The organism is Arthrobacter sp. MOO21 (genome assembly GCF_057369995.2).
Genome location: NZ_CM170671.2, coordinates 1,112,442 through 1,127,866, shown reverse-complemented (window position 1 = coordinate 1,127,866; position 15,425 = coordinate 1,112,442). Strand labels below are relative to the sequence as shown.

Annotated in this window: 15 protein-coding genes and 3 tRNA genes; 12 read left to right on the top strand and 6 right to left on the bottom strand. The window is 67.4% G+C overall.

From position 1 onward, the window contains the following. The first annotated feature begins 120 nt into the window (after positions 1–120). From AC2JAJ_RS05135 to AC2JAJ_RS05125, 3 genes are read left to right on the top strand one after another with little or no spacing between them, the layout of a single operon-like run. Positions 121–1,215 carry a LolA family protein gene (locus AC2JAJ_RS05135; protein WP_501053398.1) on the top strand — a complete coding sequence of 365 codons (1,095 nt, stop codon included), beginning with the start codon at positions 121–123 and terminating at the stop codon, positions 1,213–1,215. Between the two features lie 24 nt (positions 1,216–1,239). Next, positions 1,240–2,307 carry an ATP-binding cassette domain-containing protein gene (locus AC2JAJ_RS05130; protein WP_501053397.1) on the top strand — a complete coding sequence of 356 codons (1,068 nt, stop codon included), beginning with the start codon at positions 1,240–1,242 and terminating at the stop codon, positions 2,305–2,307. Further along, positions 2,297–3,187 (top strand): DUF2705 family protein, encoded by an 891-nt coding sequence (locus AC2JAJ_RS05125; RefSeq protein WP_501053396.1) that lies wholly within the window; start codon positions 2,297–2,299, stop codon positions 3,185–3,187. Before AC2JAJ_RS05130 ends, AC2JAJ_RS05125 begins: the two co-directional genes overlap by 11 nt. 51 nt (positions 3,188–3,238) lie before the next feature. On the opposite strand, the gene AC2JAJ_RS05120 is transcribed toward AC2JAJ_RS05125, so the two are convergent. The 5 genes from AC2JAJ_RS05120 to AC2JAJ_RS05100 all read right to left on the bottom strand — a co-directional run bounded on the left by AC2JAJ_RS05120 (position 3,239) and on the right by AC2JAJ_RS05100 (position 8,338). Beyond that, on the bottom strand, positions 3,239–4,708 hold the full coding sequence (locus AC2JAJ_RS05120) for a C40 family peptidase (RefSeq protein WP_486416637.1): 1,470 nt from the start codon (positions 4,706–4,708) through the stop codon (positions 3,239–3,241). A 179-nt stretch (positions 4,709–4,887) separates the two neighbouring features. Continuing rightward, a complete protein-coding gene (locus AC2JAJ_RS05115; protein WP_486416638.1) occupies positions 4,888–5,808 on the bottom strand; it encodes a cation diffusion facilitator family transporter in 921 nt (306 codons plus the stop codon). Between the two features lie 10 nt (positions 5,809–5,818). Continuing rightward, positions 5,819–6,247: a metallopeptidase family protein gene (locus AC2JAJ_RS05110; RefSeq protein WP_486416639.1), complete on the bottom strand. Its 429-nt coding sequence runs from the start codon at positions 6,245–6,247 to the stop codon at positions 5,819–5,821. 9 nt (positions 6,248–6,256) lie between these two features. Further along, complete coding sequence (locus AC2JAJ_RS05105; RefSeq protein WP_486416735.1) at positions 6,257–7,147, bottom strand: DMT family transporter; 891 nt, start codon at positions 7,145–7,147, stop codon at positions 6,257–6,259. A gap of 174 nt (positions 7,148–7,321) precedes the next feature. After that, a complete protein-coding gene (locus AC2JAJ_RS05100; RefSeq protein WP_486416640.1) occupies positions 7,322–8,338 on the bottom strand; it encodes a PHP domain-containing protein in 1,017 nt (338 codons plus the stop codon). Between the two features lie 163 nt (positions 8,339–8,501). Between AC2JAJ_RS05100 and AC2JAJ_RS05095 the strand changes: the two genes are divergently transcribed. The 9 genes from AC2JAJ_RS05095 to AC2JAJ_RS05055 all read left to right on the top strand — a co-directional run bounded on the left by AC2JAJ_RS05095 (position 8,502) and on the right by AC2JAJ_RS05055 (position 13,510). Further along, positions 8,502–8,574 (top strand) — tRNA-Glu (locus tag AC2JAJ_RS05095). A 91-nt stretch (positions 8,575–8,665) separates the two neighbouring features. Continuing rightward, positions 8,666–8,739, top strand: a tRNA-Asp gene (locus tag AC2JAJ_RS05090). A gap of 48 nt (positions 8,740–8,787) precedes the next feature. Then, a tRNA-Phe gene (locus AC2JAJ_RS05085) sits at positions 8,788–8,863 on the top strand. A gap of 614 nt (positions 8,864–9,477) precedes the next feature. Next, entirely contained in the window at positions 9,478–11,073 is a 1,596-nt protein-coding gene (locus AC2JAJ_RS05080) for a glycoside hydrolase family 68 protein (RefSeq protein WP_221385382.1), read from the top strand. A 173-nt stretch (positions 11,074–11,246) separates the two neighbouring features. Continuing rightward, a complete protein-coding gene (locus AC2JAJ_RS05075) occupies positions 11,247–11,702 on the top strand; it encodes an Asp23/Gls24 family envelope stress response protein (RefSeq protein WP_486416641.1) in 456 nt (151 codons plus the stop codon). Then, positions 11,699–11,890, top strand: a complete 192-nt coding sequence (locus AC2JAJ_RS05070; protein ID WP_221385384.1) for a hypothetical protein — start codon at positions 11,699–11,701, stop codon at positions 11,888–11,890. The genes AC2JAJ_RS05075 and AC2JAJ_RS05070 overlap by 4 nt, the downstream gene beginning before the upstream one ends. Continuing rightward, positions 11,887–12,267: a hypothetical protein gene (locus AC2JAJ_RS05065; RefSeq protein ID WP_486416642.1), complete on the top strand. Its 381-nt coding sequence runs from the start codon at positions 11,887–11,889 to the stop codon at positions 12,265–12,267. Before AC2JAJ_RS05070 ends, AC2JAJ_RS05065 begins: the two co-directional genes overlap by 4 nt. Further along, a complete protein-coding gene (locus AC2JAJ_RS05060; protein WP_486416643.1) occupies positions 12,264–12,902 on the top strand; it encodes a hypothetical protein in 639 nt (212 codons plus the stop codon). Before AC2JAJ_RS05065 ends, AC2JAJ_RS05060 begins: the two co-directional genes overlap by 4 nt. Next, on the top strand, positions 12,899–13,510 hold the full coding sequence (locus AC2JAJ_RS05055; protein WP_486416644.1) for a hypothetical protein: 612 nt from the start codon (positions 12,899–12,901) through the stop codon (positions 13,508–13,510). Before AC2JAJ_RS05060 ends, AC2JAJ_RS05055 begins: the two co-directional genes overlap by 4 nt. 59 nt (positions 13,511–13,569) lie before the next feature. On the opposite strand, the gene AC2JAJ_RS05050 is transcribed toward AC2JAJ_RS05055, so the two are convergent. After that, positions 13,570–15,375, bottom strand: coding sequence for a glycoside hydrolase family 13 protein (locus AC2JAJ_RS05050; RefSeq protein WP_486416645.1), 1,806 nt, complete (start codon positions 15,373–15,375; stop codon positions 13,570–13,572). Positions 15,376–15,425 lie beyond the last annotated feature (50 nt).

Sequence of the window (15,425 nt, the reverse complement as noted above, 5' to 3'; positions counted from 1 at the left end):
CCGGCGTACGCTTGACCTATGGGCTCCAACGGACCGGGTTCCAGTGAACAGCTCCAGCGAGGGAGCACGTTAGGCCGCCGGGCATGGCTTCGGTGGCTACCTGCTGCCGCGGCGCCAGCAGTGATCGCCGCGGGTGTCCTGGCCGGGTCCATCCCCGCAAGCGCCGGTGACCCTCTTCCCGCCAAGACCCCGGCGCAGGTGCTTGAGCTGCTGGCCAGCCACCAGGTGCAGTCCTTCTCCGGGACCGTGGAGCAGTCCTCGGAACTGGGACTGCCCGAACTGCCCGCCGCAGGGAAGCCCACCGGGCCGGCGTCCGCCGGCGGGGCAGCCTCGGTGATCGAACTGCTGTCCGGAGACCACACCGCCCGCATCTACGTGGACGGCAAAGACAATGCCCGTCTGCAGGTGGTGGACCAGCTGGCCGAGCGGGACGTGATACACCACGGCAACGACGTCTGGTTCTACTCATCGAAGGACAACAGTGCGGCACACCTGGCCCTCCCTGCACACGCCGGGGACACCGCCCGCCCGGATGACGGGCGGGGCATGCACGCCATGCCCACTCCCGGCGAGCTGGCCCGGAAGTTGCTGGCGAAGGTTGAGCCCACCACGGCCGTTACGGTCGGCCCGGACGTAGCTGTCGCCGGCCGGGCGGCCTACAACCTGGTCCTTGAACCGCGGACAGATGCAACCCTGGTGGGCCGCGTAGCCGTCGCCGTTGACGGCAAGAACGGGATGCCCCTCTCCGTCCAGGTGACCGCCCGCGGAGCCGACAAGCCCGCCTTCCGTTCCGGCTTCACCAGCCTTTCCCTTGACGCCCCGGACCCGTCGCTGTTCACCTTTGCCCCACCGCCGGGCAGTACCGTCAAGGAGATCCAGGTCCCGGATAAGTCCCATTTGCCCGCCAGCTTCCACGAGCCCGGCATGGCCATCACGCCCGAACAATTCTTCGCGCAGATGGCAGCCAAGGGCCACCCCTCCGTGACGGGCAAGTCCTGGGATGCCGTGGTGGGCCTGCCCGCCCAGGTATCCTCCGGCTCGTCCGCTGAAACGCTGCTGCGCGATCCGCTCCTGTCCCAGGCCGCCGTCGTCGTTCCCGGCGGGCACCTGCTCTCCACCGCGCTGCTGAACGTGCTCATCATGGACGATGGCCGCATCTTGGCCGGGATGGTGCCGCCGGAAAGGCTCCAGGCCGTGGCAGCTGGGGCCCAGTGAGAACGGCGCAGTGAGCATGGCACAGTGAGCGTGGCGTTGGGGCCCGCCGGCTTGGCGGTCGAGACACACGGCCTGAGCAAGCGGTTTGGCCAGCAGCTCGCCGTGGACCGCGTGGACCTGGCCGTTCCGCATGGATCGGTATTCGGATTCCTGGGCCCCAACGGATCCGGCAAGACAACCACCATCCGGATGTTGCTTGGCCTTGCGGCCGCCTCTGCCGGCACGGTGAGCCTGCTCGGCCTGGAGATGCCGGGCAGGCTCCATGAGGTGCTTCCGCGCGTCGGTGCCCTGGTGGAGGGCCCCGCGTTCTATCCCTTTCTCTCTGGCGCGGCGAACCTCCACCGGCTCGATTCCGCCAGCCCCCAGACCGTCCCTGCCACGCGCAAGGCGCGGGTAGAGCGGGCCCTGGAACGCGTAGGCCTGGGGCATGCAGCGGCGAAGCGCGTCCACGCCTACTCCCTGGGAATGAAGCAGCGCCTGGGGATAGCCAACGCACTGCTTTCGCCGCGTGACCTGCTGGTGCTGGACGAGCCCACCAACGGGCTGGACCCGCAGGGGACCCGCGAGGTGCGCCACCTGGTGCGGTCACTGGCCCACGAGGGAACCACCGTTTTCGTGTCCAGCCACCTGCTGGCAGAGGTGGACCAGATGTGTACCCATGCTGCCGTGATGAGCGCCGGCAGGCTGGTGGCCCAGGGGCCGCTGGCAGAACTGCGGCAGGCAGGAAACACCCGGATCCGGCTTGTCACCCCCGACGGCGGCCAGGCACGGCAGGTGCTGGCACGGCTTGGCCTGGACGCGGAGCCGGGCGCGGGACCGGACCTTTCAGGGCGGGCAGCGCCGTCGGCGCAGGGGCAGGCGCTGGGGCAGCCGGACGGCGAAAGCATTGTTGCCGGGCTGGACGGGCAGGGCAGGCTGGATGGGCAGGGCAGGCTGGATGGGCAGGCCGGGCGATCCGCTCTCCTCCCGGAGGAAGTGGTGGCGCAGCTTGTCCACGCCGGCGTCCGCGTCCGGGGCTTCGCCGTCGAGCGTGAAAGCCTGGAAGACCGCTTTGTTGCCCTCACGGGGGAAGGATTCGACGTTGCCCAGTAGCGTACCCGCCGATACCCCGGATGCGGACGCAGCAGCCCGGCCCGCACCGGTGCCCGCACCGCGCGGCTCCGGGCTCTCCCTGCTGGGCTCGGAACTGAAGGTATTGTTCGGCCGGCGTCGGACCTGGGCGCTGCTGCTGGCGCTGGCTGCCATCCCGGTGCTCATCGCCATCGCCGTGCGGGTTTCCTCGCCGGTCCCGCCCGGACGCGGGCCTGCTTTCCTGGACCGGATCACCCAGAACGGCTTGTTCGTCGCCTTCACGGCCATGTTGGTTTCAGTCCCCCTGTTCATGCCACTCGCGGTGGGGGTGGTGGCGGGGGACACCATCGCGGGGGAGGCGAACCTGGGGACCCTGCGGTACCTGCTCGTGGCACCGGCCGGGCGGGTGCGGCTGCTCCTGGTCAAGTACGCCGGCGCGCTCGCCTTTGGTCTGGTGGCACCCTTGGCCGTGGGCCTTGCCGGGGCGGCGATTGGGGCGGCACTCTTCCCGGTGGGTCCCGTGACGCTGCTTTCCGGGGGCGTGGTCCAGCCGCCCGAAGCAGCCCTCCGCATTGTGCTGATCGCTGCGTACCTCGCTGTGTCCCTGGCTGGTCTTTCCGCCATAGGGCTCTTCCTGTCCACCCTGACCGTGGTTCCCGTCGGTGCCATGGCGGCCACCGTGGTGGTGTCGGTGGTCTCGCAGGTACTGGACCAGCTTCCCCAGCTGGAGTGGCTGCACCCCTGGCTGTTCAGCCACTACTGGCTGGGGTTCGGCGACATGCTGCGCCAGCCGCTGCTGTGGGACTCGTTTGCCAGCAACGCCCTGCTCCAGGCCGGATACATCGTGGTGTTCGGCGCGCTCGCCTACGGCCGCTTCGTCAGCAAGGACATCCTGAGCTGAGGCACGGACTCACTGGGGCCGGTTCGCGGAAACCGGCTTCCCATGGGCGGTTCAGTACCGGGCTGCGTACGGGTAGAGGTCCATCCCCACCATGGAACTGATGGACGACACCGTGATGCCCTCCTGCGGATTCAGCGCCTGAACCACCTGTCCGTTCCCCAGGTATATGGCCACGTGGTAGAAGTTGCCCGCCGAACCCCACACCACCAGGTCGCCGCGGCGGGCCTGCGAGATGGGAACGTGTACCGGGGCTGCGGCATACTGCTGGGTGGCCGTGCGCGGAAGATAGGTCCCGGCCGCCGCGAAGGCGTTCTGGACCAGCCCTGAGCAGTCAAAGCCGTACAGGCCCGTGCCGCCCCACTGGTAGTAGTACGGTGCGCCAACCTTTCCAAGGGCTACGGAGATGGCCACTTCGTACGAGCCGGTCCCGGTCGACGGCGCCGGCGCGGGGGCAGGAACGGGGGCGGGGGCAACGGGGGCAGGAGCCGGCGCAGGGGCTACAGGCGCTGGCGCGGGTGCCACGGGTGCAGGGGCAGCCGGCGCAGGAACAGCAGGTGCCGGGCCCGGGGCAGGAGGTGCGGGAGCAGCCGGTGCCGGGGCAGGCGGGGCCGGTGCCGCGCCTTGTGCGGGGGAATTCCGCGGCGCTGCAGTATTCCCCGCTGCTGTATTCCCGGCCGCCTGGGCCTGCGCCGCCTTGTCGGCAGCCGCTTTGTCCGCAGCCGCGGAGAGCGCCGCGAGCCTGGCCTCTTCGCGCTGCCGGTCCAGGGCATCCACCCGGGCCGACTCCAGCGCCACCGTGGTGTTGCGGAGCTGCGCCAACTGGTCCACCAGGACCGTCCGCTGGGCCTTCGCATCGGCCACGGCCTTGGCCTGCGCGGCATTGGCCTCCTCCGCCTGGGTCTTGCGCTGCTCCGCGGTCCTGGCAGCGTCATCCGCGGCCTCGCTGGCATCCTCGGCGGCCGCGGTCAGGGAGCGGTACGCGGTGGCGGCCGCGTCCGCAGCGTCAAAGGCGCGGCTGCGGCTGGCCGAAAGTGCCTCGAGCGTGGCCGCCTGCTGCAGGCTCTCGCCGCCGCTGGCGAGGGTTCCGAGGGTGGGGTTCAGGCCGCCATTGCGGTACAGATCCCCGGCCAGCTGGCCTACCTGCTTCCGGGTCTTGTCCTGCTGCTCCCGTGCTGCGGAAGCCCGCGCGGTGGCGAGCGAGGCTGCGCCGGTCCTCTGTTGCAGTTCCACGAGCGCCTCGCTGTAGGCGTTGTTGGCCTGCATGGCTACCGCGAACGAGGCCTGCTGGGCCGCTGCCGCGTCAGCAAGGATGCGCTCGATCGCCGTCACCTGGTCTGCCGTGGCGGCCTCGCTGGCCTTCGCTGCGGCAATGTCCTCCGGCGATGGAATGTCAGGCGACGCAGGGACAGCAGAGGCAGGTGGCAGCGCCGGAACAGCGGATGCCGGCGCTGTGGCGGAGGCAAAAAGTACGACGGCGGCGCACAGCACGGCCGTCCTGCGTCCCAGTCCGGATAAAGCCATCTGCAAAGACCTCGCAACGTAAGGCTGGGAGGTCCTGTATTTGGCACGAGTGTGCCGCTCAGCTGCCCGCCAGCAGTCCGAGGCTACGTGAGCTTTTGCACTTTAGCAACAGCAGTCACATCAATAACATAAACCACAAATGTGTCATTTGTCCGGACGCTCGGCGCCGCGTGTCGCGGTCACGCATGCTGATGGGTCTCGTGCTCGGAGTGGCTGGCGGGTTCCAGCTGGAACGTGCAGTGGTCGGTGTCAAAGTGCGAGCCAAGGCAGCTGATCAGCTTGTCCAGGAGCTGGTCGGCGCCCCGGGCGTTGAGCACCCCGTCCTCCACCACCACATGGGCCGAGAAGACGGGGACGCCGGAGGTGATGGTCCAGATATGGATGTCGTGCACATCGGTGACGCCGTCGACGGACAGGATGTGCTCCCGGATCATCTGCACCTCCACGCCCTTGGGGCTGGCCTCGAGGAGGACGTCCACCACGTCCCGCAGCAGGCTCCAGGCCCGCGGCAGGATCAGCAGCGCGATCAGGACGGAAGCAATGGTGTCCGCCGCCTTGAAACCGGTGAGCATAATGACCAGCGCCGCGACGATGACCGCGGCCGATCCCAGCAGGTCACCCAGCACTTCGAGGTAGGCGCCCCGGACGTTCAGGCTTTCCTCCTGTGCCCGGCGCAGGATCAACAGTGACACCAGGTTGGCTACAGCGCCGAGGATGGCGGCAAACAGCATAATGCCCGTCTGCACCTCCGGCGGCGCCCCGAACCGTCTGACTGCCTCTGTGAAAATGACCACTGCGATCACGATCAGGACGAGTGCGTTGGCCAGTGCGGCGAGCACTTCGGCCCGTTGGTAGCCGTACGTCCGTTGGTCGCTCGCCGGTCGTCCCGCGATCCACGTCGCCAGCAGGGCGATGGTGACGCCCGCCGCGTCAGAGAGCATGTGGCCGGCGTCCGCCAGCAGGGAGAGCGACCCGGACAGGACGGAACCAACGATTTGGATGACGACGACGCCCAGTGTGATACCCAGGACGGCCAGCAGGCGCTTCCGGTGCCTGCCGGTGGCGGTGATGCCGTGCGCGTGGCTGTGGTCGTGTCCCATGCTTACAAGGCTAGCCCCAGCCGAGCTGGTGGAGCCGTTCGTCGGAAATGCCGAAGTGGTGCGCGATTTCGTGGACCACCGTCACGGCCACCTCATGGATGACATCATCCCGTGAGCCGCAGATGTCCAGGATGGGTTCGCGGAAGATGGTGATGCGGTCCGGGAGGGAGCCGGCGTCCCACCAGGAATCGCGTTCGGTCAGCGGGACCCCTTCGTACAGTCCCAGCAGAACGGTTTCGGGATCTTCGCCAGGTCCAGGCACGTAGTCGTCCTCGATGAACACGGCCACATTGTCCATGGCACGTGCCAGCTTCTCCGGAATGCTCTGCAGGGCGTCCTCGACGGCGGCCTCGAACTCGTCCGCCGACATGCTGAAGCCGGGAGGCTCATGCGGGCCGCCGGGGATGATGGGCAGGCCCGGCGGAAGGTTGGCTGGCATACCCCGACTCTAATACCGGAGCTGCCGGTTGCGTGGCGGCCGGGTCCGCCGCCGGGTCAGTGCCACCCCCACCAGGCACACCACGCCGCCGACAAGGCCCCAGGCCGTGGGGATCTCGCCCAGCAGGAGCCACGAGATCAGGACGGTGGTTCCGGGAACCAGATAGGTGGTGGCGGCGAGCTTTCCGGCGTCTACGAGGGACAACGCGTACGCCCAGGTGGTGAAGGCGATGGCTGTGGGAAACACGCCCAGGTATACCAGCGCCCACGTGGCCTGCGGCGGAGCGGCCTGGACCTCGGACGCCAGCTGTCCGGCAAAGGGGAGGCAGCACACCGCACCCACCACGATCCCGAACCAGGTCGCCTGGGCGGCGGGGATTTTCCGCACCACGGGCTTCTGGATGATGACGCTGACTGCGGCGAGCACGGCGGCAAGGAGGCAAAGCGCCACACCCGCCAGGTCCGCCGTCGCGCTTTCCCCCGCGTTGCGGGGTTGCCCGGATCCCAGGGCGATCAGGGCAACCCCGGCGAAGGCCACCGTGCTTCCGATCAGCAGCCACCGCGGGAAGCCTTCCTTGAGGAAGATCCCGGCCATGATGGCCACCAGGATGGGATTCACATTGATCAGCAGGGCGCTGGTACCGGCATCCAGGACGTGCTCCGCGGCGTTTAACGCCACGTTGTAGCCGCCGAACCACATCACGCCGTAGGCGAGGATGGGCAGCCATTCACGGCCCCGGGGCAGCGTCCGGCTCTTCCGCAGCTGGGGCAGGACCAGGAAGGCCAGGACGACGGCGGCAATCGCCAGCCGGCCGAGCGTCAGGGAGCCGGGTGAGAAGTTCGGGCCGATGGCGCGGATGCCCACGAAAGCCGATGCCCACAGCACGACGGTGACCGCCATGGCCGCCACTCCCAGCGCCTTGACGGGGGAGGGCGGGGAAGGCGTGGCAGTCAATGATTGGCGTGGGGCTTCGGAGGAGGGCATGAAGCCAATGTAACCGGCGGCCGAAACCTCCACTGGCGGAAATCGGCCACGTCGTAAGTGCCTGGTTCTCCAACCCTGCCTGCGGGTGCCCTACTTTGCCGAGGCCCAGTCGAGCAGCTTTTCCACGGGCCAGGTGGTGATGATGCGCTCGGCCGGAACACCGTTGCGGGCTGCACGTTCGGCGCCGTACTGCAGGAAATCCAGCTGCCCGGGTGCGTGGGCATCGCTGTCGATCGAAAACAGGCACCCTGCCTCCAGGGCCAGTTGGATCAACGCATCGGGCGGGTCCTGCCGCTCCGGCCTCGAATTGATCTCCACCGCGACGTTGTGTTCCGCGCAGGCCGCGAATACTTCCCCGGCATCGAATTCCGAGGGCGGCCGTGTTCCGCGGCCGCCCTCCACCAGGCGCCCCGTACAGTGGCCCAGGATGTTGGTGTGCGGGTCCGTGATGCCGCCCAGCATCCGCTTGGTCATGGTCTTGCGGTCTGCGCGGAGCTTCGAGTGGACGCTGGCCACCACGATGTCCAGGCGGTCCAGCAGGTAGGGTTCCTGGTCGAGTTCGCCGGATTCGAGGATGTCCACCTCGATCCCGGTCAGGAGCCGTGTGCGGTTGCCGTTGCTGTTGAGGGATTCCACCACGTCCAGTTGGTCAAGAAGCCGCCCGGCGGACAGGCCGTTCGCGATCGTGAGGTTGGGGGAGTGGTCGGTCAGGGCGAGGTACTCCCGGCCCAGCACGCCCGCGGCGTCCACCATCAGTTCGATGGGGGAGCCGCCGTCGGACCACTCGCTGTGGCTGTGCAGGTCGCCCCGGAGTGCTTCCCTGATGCCGGTCCCGCCGGAGGCCAGCGGCTGGGCACCTTTTTCGCGGAGGTCGGCCAGATAGTCCGGGACCTGCCCGTCCACTGCCTGCCGGATCACCGCGAACGTCCGGTCCCCGATGCCCTTCATGGATTTCAACCGGCCCGTCCGGGCGCGTTCGGCCACCTCGTCAGGGGACAGAGCGCTGATGGCCGCCGCCGCCTTCCGGAAGGCCTGGACCTTGAACGTGGCGGCGCGTCCGCGCTCCAGCCAGAAAGCAATCTCATTGAGCGCTGCAACGGCATCCATCCGTCCATCTTCACCCTCGGGCCGGCCTGTCGGCGGTGTTTTCGGCCGATTTTGGATTATTCCCCGTTAGCCCCTATAGTTGTTGAGTCCAGTTCGGAGAAACGCAAAGGACAAAGACGCAAAGCCCCGCTTTACGCCTTTTATTTTGTTCCGAACGGTTCTGGCCCCCATCGTCTAGCGGCCTAGGACACCGCCCTTTCACGGCGGCGGCACGGGTTCGAATCCCGTTGGGGGTACGCAAGGAACTGGTCAAACAGGCTAAAAAAGTCTGGTAGGCTGGAAGCCTTGAAAAAAGCGGTAGAGATACTGCTGAAGCAAGAAACGCAAGGCCCTGTAGCGCAGTTGGTTAGCGCGCCGCCCTGTCACGGCGGAGGTCGCGGGTTCAAGTCCCGTCAGGGTCGCTCTGATTGTTGGAAGCAATTCCGGCTCTCATGGTGACTAGTCACCTAGGCTCTGTAGCTCAGTTGGTAGAGCGTTCGACTGAAAATCGAAAGGTCACCGGATCGACGCCGGTCGGAGCCACCACTGGGAAGCATCAGTTCTTCGGAACTGGTGCTTTTCTTCTTTAACCAGAATCTTCCCCTCCATCGCGGGGCGTGGGACAAGGCGCCCCGCCAATGCGGCTGACGGCATGGTGCGTGCGGCCGGCCCCCCTGGCCAAACCCGGAATCCTAAGCCCGTCCGCCAGACAGAACCTTGAAGGTCCGGGCCTGCGAACAAGCTTCTGATGATGCGCCGCAACGCCGCCGGCAGCATGATCCGGAAGTGGCCAACGCAACAATCCATCGCCTGCTGACTAAAAAATTTGAACGCCCATGAAACATTTGACTCGTGCCAAACCGTTGTGGCACGCGCGCGTGTTGGCTTGCGTAAGCGCTTGCATGCTACTGGCGGGTAGCTGGTTTTGCCCGTCGAAACACGGTTTGAAATGCCCACCGGAGGCCGCCTAGCGTGGATCGCGGCCCGGGATGGCTTGTCCTTCCCGGGTGTTCCCAGGGTCCTACCCAGGCCCTGTTTCCTCGACACACAACGGCGTCCCCGATGCCGCCTGAGGTGTTGTCGGGCCGCCGGAGTGGCCGAGGGCCAAGGGCATCCGCCCGTCTTCCCCGAACAGTTACCACTCCGCGAGAAGAGCAATAATGCACAAGCACCCCCACAACCGGATGCTGCGGTGGCGCCCTGCCGCCGCAGCACTGGCAGCGGCCGTAGCGGCCTCCGCCTTCCTGGCCGTCCCCTCCGCCCAGGCCAATGAGCCGGCGGATCCGCCGGCCAGCCAGGAGCTGCCGGCGCCCACTCCAGGGTTCGCGCTCCCCACCGAACACACGCAGCAGGCCTTCGATCCGGCGTCGGACTTCACCTCCAAGTGGACCCGCGCTGATGCCAAGCAGATCATGGCGCAGAGCAATCCCAATGTCGCGCCGGGCCAGAACTCGATGAGCCCGGATGTCTCCATGCCGGAAATCCCCGAGGACTTCCCGGCCATGAACGACGACGTCTGGGTCTGGGACACCTGGTCCCTGACGGACGAGAACGCCAACCAGATCAGCTACAAGGGCTGGGACGTCGTCTTCTCCCTCGTCGCTGACCGCCACGCCGGATACGGCTTCGACCAGCGCCACTGGAATGCCCGGATCGGCTACTTCTTCCGCAAGACCAACGCCGATCCGGCCAAGGACAAGTGGAACTACGGCGGACACCTGTTCCTTGACAACACCTCCATCGGCAACACGGAGTGGTCCGGCTCCACCCGCCTGATGCAGGGCAACCACGTCAACGTCTTCTACACCGCCACCACCTTCTACGACGTGGCCGAGCGCAACGCAGGCGGCGGCGGCATCGCCCCGGACGCAGCCATTGCCAAAGCCCTGGGCAACATCCACGCCGACCAGAACGGTGTGACCTTCGACGGCTTCGAACACACCAAGCTGCTGGAGCCGGACGGAAAGATGTACCAGACCAAGGCGCAGAACCCGGGCTTCGCGTTCCGCGACCCGTACACCTTTGCCGACCCTGCCCACCCGGGCAAGACCTTCATGGTCTTCGAGGGCAACACCGCCGGCAACCGCGGCGACTACCAGTGCAAGGGCGAGGACCTGGGCTACCGGCCGGGCGACCCCCACGCTGAGAGCGTCACCGACGTCCAGAACAGCGGCGCGCACTACCAGACTGCGAACGTGGGCCTGGCAGTGGCTGACAACAAGGACCTGACCAAATGGTCCTTCCTGCCGCCGATCCTCTCCGCCAACTGCGTGAACGACCAGACCGAGCGTCCGCAGATCTTCATCCAGAACGAAAACGGCAAGAACAAGTACTACCTGTACACGATCAGCCACCAGTTCACCTACGCGGCAGGCATGCGCGGCCCCGACGGCGTCTACGGCTTCGTTGGCGACGGCGTCCGCTCCGACTTCCAGCCCGTCAACAACTCCGGCCTGGCCCTCGGTTCCCCGACGGACCTGAACCTGCCCGCGAACAACCCGAGCGGGACCATCTCGGGCCAGCAGAACGGACGCCAGTTCCAGGCCTACTCGCACTACGTGCAGCCGGGCGGCCTGGTGCAGTCGTTCATCGACAACGTCAACGGCGTGCGCGGCGGGTCGCTGTCCCCGACCGTGAAGATCAACTTCAAAAACGGTGTGACCCAGGTTGACCGCAGCTTCGGCCAGAACGGCCTCGGCCCGTTCGGCTACCTGCCCACCAACGTCAGGGTCGGCGGCGAAGGCCACTACAAGTAGGCTGCCACTGATTGCTGCAACACACCGCCCAGGCGGGGATGTCCTTTGGGGGCTTCCCCGCCTGGGTCCTTTTAAAGCGGCAGCTGCGCTTCCCGTTGCCACGCCGTCTGAGTTTCCAGCACATCTGTCGCAGGCTAGGGATAGGGTGGAAGCAACAGAAGGGGGAGTGCCTGATGGAATACCAGAACCCACAACCCGATGCCGTGGTGAAGCGCCGTCCTGCCGGCAACCCGGTGCCTGGCCTGGGCCGCACCGTCATCTCCGAGACGGCCGTCGCCAAGGTGGCAGGGATCGCGGCCCGGGCCGTTCCCGGCGTCTACTCCCTGGGCTCGGGGCCGTCGCGTGCGCTGGGAGCGATCCGCGACGCCGTCGGAAGCTCGGACCACGCCGCCGGGGTCCACGCCGAGGTCGGCGAAACCCAGGTGGCCGTGGACATCAGCCTGGTGGCAAGCTACGGCACGCCCCTGCACTCACTGGCCAACGAGGTCCGTGCCGCCGTCTACCGTGCCGTTGAGGAACTGGTGGGGCTGCAGGTCATCGAGGTGAACGTCGAAATTACCGATGTCTACGTGCCGCCCCCGGTCAAAACCACCGCCTCCGGTGCTTCCGAAAGGGAGGCGCTGCTGTGAACCTTACTGTGGCCGGCACCGCGCTGGGGGCCTTCGTGGCATTCATGTCCCTGCAGTTCGGGCTCTGGGGCTTCCTCGTTTCGTTGCTCTTCATGGCCATCGGCGCCCTCCTGGGCCGCGCTGCGGAAGGGAAGCTGGACCTGCGCGGCGTGTTCGACGCCATCACAGGCCGGCGCTCGTCCTCATGAGCGCGCCCGCGCCGGCTGCCGGGGGGCAGGCGTTCAGCGGCCACAACCGGATCAGCACCCAGGCACTTACCAGCCTCGCCAAGGTGGCCGCTGCCCAGGCACTTGGCGTCGAGCCACAGGACGTGCGGGCCGAGTGGTCGGACGACGACGGCCTGCTGGCCTTGTCCCTCGTCATGCCCATCAGCATCCCGCCGCTGCCGTCCGTGCAGCTTGATCCGTCGAAAGTCACGGCGGCCGGAGGTTCCATTTGGGCCCGCACGGTTGCGGCCAAAGCGCGCATCCTGGCAACCGTCTCGGAACTCAGCGGTTCCCGGTTGAGCCGGGTGGACATCCGCATCAGCGGGGCAAGGATCAGCCACGGAGGAAGGGTGCAGTGAGCAGCAGCGTCGAAAACCGCCCGACGGACACCCGTCACCGGAAAGGCCAGGGGCCGGACATGCGCCGGATCCTGTACCGCGAAACCCACTCGTCACGGGCGGCGGTAGCAACGGCTGCTGCCGTCCTGGTCATGGTGCTGGCCGCCTACGGGGTTCTTGAGGCCGGAGTGCACGCTGTGGGCCAGCCGGCCTGGCTGATCGAGCCCCAAGTGGCTGCTCAGCGCATCGTGGATCTACCAGCAGGTATCCCGTCGCTGCTGCTGGCCGCCATCGGCGCGGTGTTGGCCATGCTCGGACTGATTTTCCTCCTCAACGGCATCCTGCCCGGAAGGCGTGCCCGCCACCGGTTGCTGGGCGCGGAGGGGGAGGGCCTTCCGGCCGTAGTCGTGGATGATGAAGTCATCGCGTCCTCGCTGGCCCGCCGGGCGCGGCTGGCGGCCAACGTCACCCCGGAACAGGTCATGGTGGTGGTCTCCCAGCGTACGGTGCTGGTGAATGTCCGCCCCACGTCCGGCGTTCCGGTGAACCAGGACGTGGTGCTGGCGGCTGTCCGCGAGGAACTGGACCACATGCTGCTCGATCCCGATCCCGAAGTCCAGGTTAACGTGACGTCGTCCGGGGTGATCGGGGCATGAACAGCACACCCGCGCTGCTTAACCGCATCCTGCTCGCTGTTTTGGGCCTGATCCTGCTGGCGGCCGGCGTCCTGTTGGTGCTGCTGGCCACCGTACCGGCGGTGGGCCCATGGTGGCATGACTGGTCGGGTGGGCTGTGGAGCGGAGCCAGCCGGGCCTTCAACTCAACCCGGTTCCCGGGGCGGAGCGAGAGTTGGCTGTGGATCGTCATTGCGCTGGCGCTGCTGGTGCTGATCGGGCTGATGGTTGCCTGGGTGGCCCAGCAGGGCAAGGGCCGATCCAACCTGCTGGCCGCCGAATACGATCCAGGTGACGTTCCCGGCGACGTCCGGATCGGCGGCGGGGTGGCGGAACAGGCCCTCAAGCACGCCCTCGAGGGGCGCCCGGACCTCGCCGGCGCTGCCGTCACCACTTACGAAGTCAAAGGCTCGCCCGCCCTGAAAGTCCGGCTGATGCCGCGGCAGGGGGTGGCGCCGCACCTGCTCGCCGCCGAGGTGTCCGGGCTCCTGGATGCCCTGGAATCCGTCGTAGGCAAGGAGACACCCGTCCTGATCCATATCGGAGCCGGTGCCCGGACCCGCTTCGGCCGGGCCGAGCGCGTGCGCTGAGCGGGTTACTTCCGCTGTGCAGCCTCCGGTGGCCTCACTCGGCTGTGCAGCTCGGCCAGCTACTTCGGCTGCAGATAGACAGTGCAGTCCACGGGAACCTCCCGCATCCCTGCCCAGTCTTCGGCGGGTTCGGGACCGCTGGAGAGGGCCACCGAGTATCCCTCGGGCACGGGAGCCGAAGCGAACCCCATGTTGGCCACCACAAGGACGTCCCCGTTCCGGAATGCCAGCAGGCCGCTGTCCGGGGCATGCTCGTCCGTCCATTCCAGGGATCCCAGGCCCAGACGCCTGGCTGACCGGAACCTGATCGCGGCCCGGTACAGCTCCAGGGTTGAGCCTTCCTCGCCGTCCTGCTGGTCGGCGGCGAGAGGGCCGAAGCTTTCCGGCTGCGGAAGCCACGGCTCAGCGGCAGGGCCGCCGTGCGTGATGGAGAAGCCAAATCCGGGCTGGTCCTCTGCCCAGGGCAGCGGGACCCGGCATCCGTCCCGTCCGGTTTCCGCGCCCCGCGTGCGGAAGAAGGTGGGGTCCTGCCTCGCCTCGGCCGGGAGCGTGGTGTGCTCCGGCAGCCCCAGTTCTTCGCCCTGGTATATGTACGCAGACCCGGGGAGCGCGAGCGCAACCAGGGTGGCGGCGCGGGCCCGTGCCAGGCCCAGGGCCGCATCTGGCTGTTCGTCGTCGGCCGCTATGCCCTTGGGAAAGGTGGTGGGGTCCTTGAGCCCGAACCGGGAGGCGTGCCGGACGGTGTCGTGGTTGCTCAGCACCCAGGTGCTGGGAGCACCCACCGACGCTGCCGCCGCCAGGGACGCTTCAATGGCTTCGGACATGCGTTGGGCATCCCAGCCTGCCAGCAGGAAGTCGAAGTTGAAGGCCTGCTGCATCTCGTCCAGACGGATGTACCGGGCCAGGCGCTCGGCCGGTTCCACCCACGCCTCTGCCACCATCATCCGGTCGCCGCCGTATTCGTCCAGGACACGGTGCCAGTCCCGGTAGATGTCGTGAACGCCGTCCTGGTCGAAGAACGGCGAGGGGGGATACATCGGGGAAACGGCACGGTGCGGTTCCTCGGCATCGGTGTGCGCGCCGGGGGCATCACCGGGCAGGTGGCCGTCCGGGCGGGGCCCGGCGGTGCCTTCCACCATCGCGGCTACCCCTTCCCAGTCGGGAAGCCCTGCCTCCTTCACCAAGCCGTGGGCGACGTCCACCCTGAACCCATCCGCGCCACGGTCCAGCCAGAAGCGCAGCACGGCCCGCATCTCCTGCTGGACTTCGGGGTTCTCCCAGTTGAGGTCCGGCTGCCTGGTATCGAAGAGGTGGAGGTACCACTGGCCGGGGGAGCCATCAGCTTCGGTCACGCGGCTCCATGCGGGGCCGCCAAACACGGACTTCCAGTTGTTGGGTGCACGGTTCCCGTCCCCGGAGCCCGGGACTTCGTCCTTGCCCTCCCGGAAGATGTAGCGGTCCCGTTCCGGGCTCCCCGGGAGTGCACCGAGGGCTGCCCGGAACCAGGCATGTTCGTCGGAAGTGTGGTTCGGCACCAGGTCCACAATGACCTTCATGCCGCGGCGGTGGGCATCCTGCAACATCGCATCGAAGTCGGCCAGGGAACCGAAGAGGGGGTCCACCTGGCGGTAGTCTGCGACGTCGTATCCGCCGTCGGCCTGCGGCGACTTATAAAACGGAGACAGCCAGATGGCGTCGACTCCCAGTTGCTCAAGGTAGGGGAGCCGGTCCATCACCCCGCGCAGATCGCCCATCCCGTCGCCGTTACCGTCTGCGAAGGAGCGGGGGTAGATCTGGTAGACAACGGCGTCGGCCCACCAGGGGCTGGAGGCCCCGGACGCTGCGGGAACGGATGGGTTGGACATTTGGTTCCCCTCAGATAACTTTTTGATGTAAACGCTTGCATTCGTCACAG